Source organism: Streptomyces sp. x-19 (assembly GCF_046549115.1).
Taxonomy (GTDB): Bacteria; Actinomycetota; Actinomycetes; order Streptomycetales; family Streptomycetaceae; genus Streptomyces; species Streptomyces albulus_C.
Map to the genome: position 1 here is coordinate 1 of NZ_JAJPWK010000080.1, position 2703 is coordinate 2703.

The 2703-nt window shown below is 67.4% G+C and carries 4 protein-coding genes and 1 pseudogene; all 5 read left to right on the plus strand.

The window, feature by feature from the left end:
* The first annotated feature begins 155 nt into the window (after positions 1–155).
* The 5 genes and pseudogenes from ACLJT4_RS42190 (at position 156) to ACLJT4_RS42210 (ending at position 2557) form a co-directional block, all read left to right on the plus strand.
* Entirely contained in the window at positions 156–1103 is a 948-nt protein-coding gene (locus tag ACLJT4_RS42190; RefSeq protein WP_411130461.1) for a DDE-type integrase/transposase/recombinase, read from the plus strand.
* Positions 1104–1142: 39 nt separating this feature from the next.
* Positions 1143–1508 (plus strand): Mu transposase C-terminal domain-containing protein, encoded by a 366-nt coding sequence (locus tag ACLJT4_RS42195; protein WP_411130464.1) that lies wholly within the window; start codon positions 1143–1145, stop codon positions 1506–1508.
* 3 nt (positions 1509–1511) lie between these two features.
* Entirely contained in the window at positions 1512–1748 is a 237-nt protein-coding gene (locus ACLJT4_RS42200) for a hypothetical protein (protein WP_411130462.1), read from the plus strand.
* Positions 1749–1813: 65 nt separating this feature from the next.
* A pseudogene (locus ACLJT4_RS42205) lies at positions 1814–2197 on the plus strand (AAA family ATPase); the annotation flags it as partial.
* Positions 2198–2200: 3 nt separating this feature from the next.
* Positions 2201–2557 carry an ExeA family protein gene (locus tag ACLJT4_RS42210; protein WP_411130465.1) on the plus strand — a complete coding sequence of 119 codons (357 nt, stop codon included), beginning with the start codon at positions 2201–2203 and terminating at the stop codon, positions 2555–2557.
* The last annotated feature ends 146 nt before the right edge of the window (positions 2558–2703 follow it).

Genomic DNA, 2703 nt, shown 5'->3' on the forward strand with positions numbered 1-2703 from the left:
TGGCCTCGGCGGTCAGTCGGGGCGGCTTGCTGGCGCCGGGCTGGCCAGCGGCCACTGGGTGAAGTCGATCAACACGAACTGGCCCTGACGGGCGGTGGCATGGCGGGTCCAGCCTGACTCGTTGACATGTCCGCTGTCTCTTGGAGGTCGTGCTGATGGCGTTGGTCGATGAGGAGGAACGTCGGCGGGCCGAGCGGGCCCACCAGGTCGCGTTGTTCCGCTACCAGTTGATCCGTGAGGCGGCCGATCCTGCCCTCAGCCCGCGTCAACGCGGGGCGATGGTGCGGGAGCTGGCCGCGAAGCCCCATACGGATCCGTTCGGTCGGCAGATCACCATCGCCCGGGGCACCCTGGACCGGTGGCTGAGATCCTGGCGCGAGGGTGGCTTCGACGCCCTGCTGCCGCCGACCAGGCAGGTCACCCCCAGGACGCCGGAGGAAGTCCTGGATCTGGCGGCGGCGTTGAAGCGGGAGAACCCCTCACGCACGACCGCTCAGGTGGTACGGATCCTGACCCAGCATCTGGGCTGGGGCCCTTCCTATCGCACCGTCCACCGCCATCTGGGGCGCCTGGATCTGCTGGACCGCCCGGACGGCCTGGCACCGCCCGTCTTCGGACGGTTCGAGGCCGACCGTCCCAACGAGCTGTGGGTCGGGGACGCCTTGCATGGCCCGAAAATCGCAGGTCGGAAGACATATCTGTTCGCCTTTGCGGATGATCACAGCCGGGCGCTGGTCGGGCACCGCTGGGGATTCGCCGAGGACTCCGTCCGCTTGGCCGCCGCCTTGCGTCCGGCCCTGGCCGCGAGGGGCGTCCCCGAGGGTGTCTATGTCGACAACGGCTCCGCATTCGTGGACAAAGCCCTGCTCAGGGCCTGCGCGAGGCTCGGCATCAAACTGATCCACTCCACCGCGGGGCGCCCCGAGGGCAGAGGGAAGATCGAGCGGGTGTTCAGAACCGTGCGGGATCAGTTCCTCGTCGAGGTCGACAGCGAGAAGATCACCGATCTCGGTGACCTCAACCGTCTGTTCACGGCGTGGGTCGAGCATGTGTATCACTGGGCGGTGCACTCTGAGACCGGGCAGGCGCCGATGGAACGCTGACTGGCCGGCGCCCCGTTCCCGCAGCCCACCGCGGCCCAACTGCGGGAGGCTTTCCGCTGGTCGGAGCACCGCCCCGTCGCCAAGACGGCCACAGTTTCGCTGCATTCCAACGTCTATAACGTCGATCCGGCCCTCGTGGGGCGGAAGGTCGAGCTGGTCTTCGACCCCTTCGACCTGACCGAGATCGAAGTCCGGTTCAACAACCGGCCATTCGGCCTCGCCGTCCCGCACCGCGTCTCCCGTCACTCCCATCCCAAGGCCAAACCCGAGATCCCCAAGACGCAGCCCGCGCCGTCCACCGGCATCGACTACCCCAGCCTGATCGACACCGCCCGCACTCGCGAGCTCGGCCGGCAGATCAACTACGAAGCCCTGCTGCCCGACCAGCCGGCCGACGGACGGTGACTGGTGACCGCCAACAACCCGGTCCAGGACCGCATCGACACACTCGAAGCAGCCCACGACCACGCTCTTGAGCTGCTGGAACGGGCCCTGGACCTGGCCGGACGCCAAAGCGACCGCCGTCTTCGCCCGCCGCGGCTCGCGGCAACGATCCGCTTGGCCGTCGTCTTCCACCGGCGGGCAGCCGCCGCCGCGGCTGACCTCACCGACCTCATCAACTACCTGGAGAAAGGCACACGTTGATAGACAAGATCCAGGGCTACTACGGCTTTTCGACCCGCCCGTTCGGCAAGAATCTGGCACCCGCGATGCTGCACCGGCACTCCTCCCATGCCCAGGCCGCGGCCCGCATCACGTGGTGCATCGGGGAACGCTGCCTCGGAGTGATCACCGGCGAGGTCGGCGCCGGCAAGACCGTCGCCGTCCGCGCGGCCCTCGACGCCCTCGACCATCCAAGGCACATCGTCATCTACCTGCCCAACCCCGCCGTCGGGGTCGCCGGCATCCACCAGGCCATCGTCACCCGCCTCGGCGGCGTCCCCAAACCCCACCGATCCACCCTGATCCCGTAGGCCGCCGACGCGCTCGCCACCGAGTACGCGGAACGAGGCAGGATCCCCGTCCTTGTGATCGACGAGGCGCATCTGCTCGATCGTGAACAGCTCGAAGCCGTCAGGATGCTCACGAATCACGACATGGACTCGGCAAGTCCCCTGGCCTGCCTGCTCGTCGGCCAGCCCACCCTCCGTCACAACATCAAGCTCGGCATGCTGGCCGCCCTCGACCAGCGCATCGCGATCCGCTACAACATGCCACCCATGACGGCCGAGGAAACCCCCAGCTACCTCGCCCACCACCTCGCACTCGCCGGACGCTCCGACACCCTCTTCTCCGACGACGCGATCAAGCTCATCCACGACACCTCCCGCGGCTACCCCCGCGCGGTCAACAACCTCGCCGTCCAAGCCCTGCTGTCCGCCTACTCCGACAGCAAGTCCATCGTCGACGAAGCCTCCGCCCGCGCCGCCATCGCCGAAGTCACCGAGGAATGACCACCATCGAGCCCGGCACGATGAACATCCCAGTGACACCGTGAACATCAACCGCCCTGCCGGACTCCGTCCGGCAGGGCAATTTCATCGCCCCACATGCTCATCCTGAGTGACAACGCCATGGCCATCTTGAGTGGCAATCAACT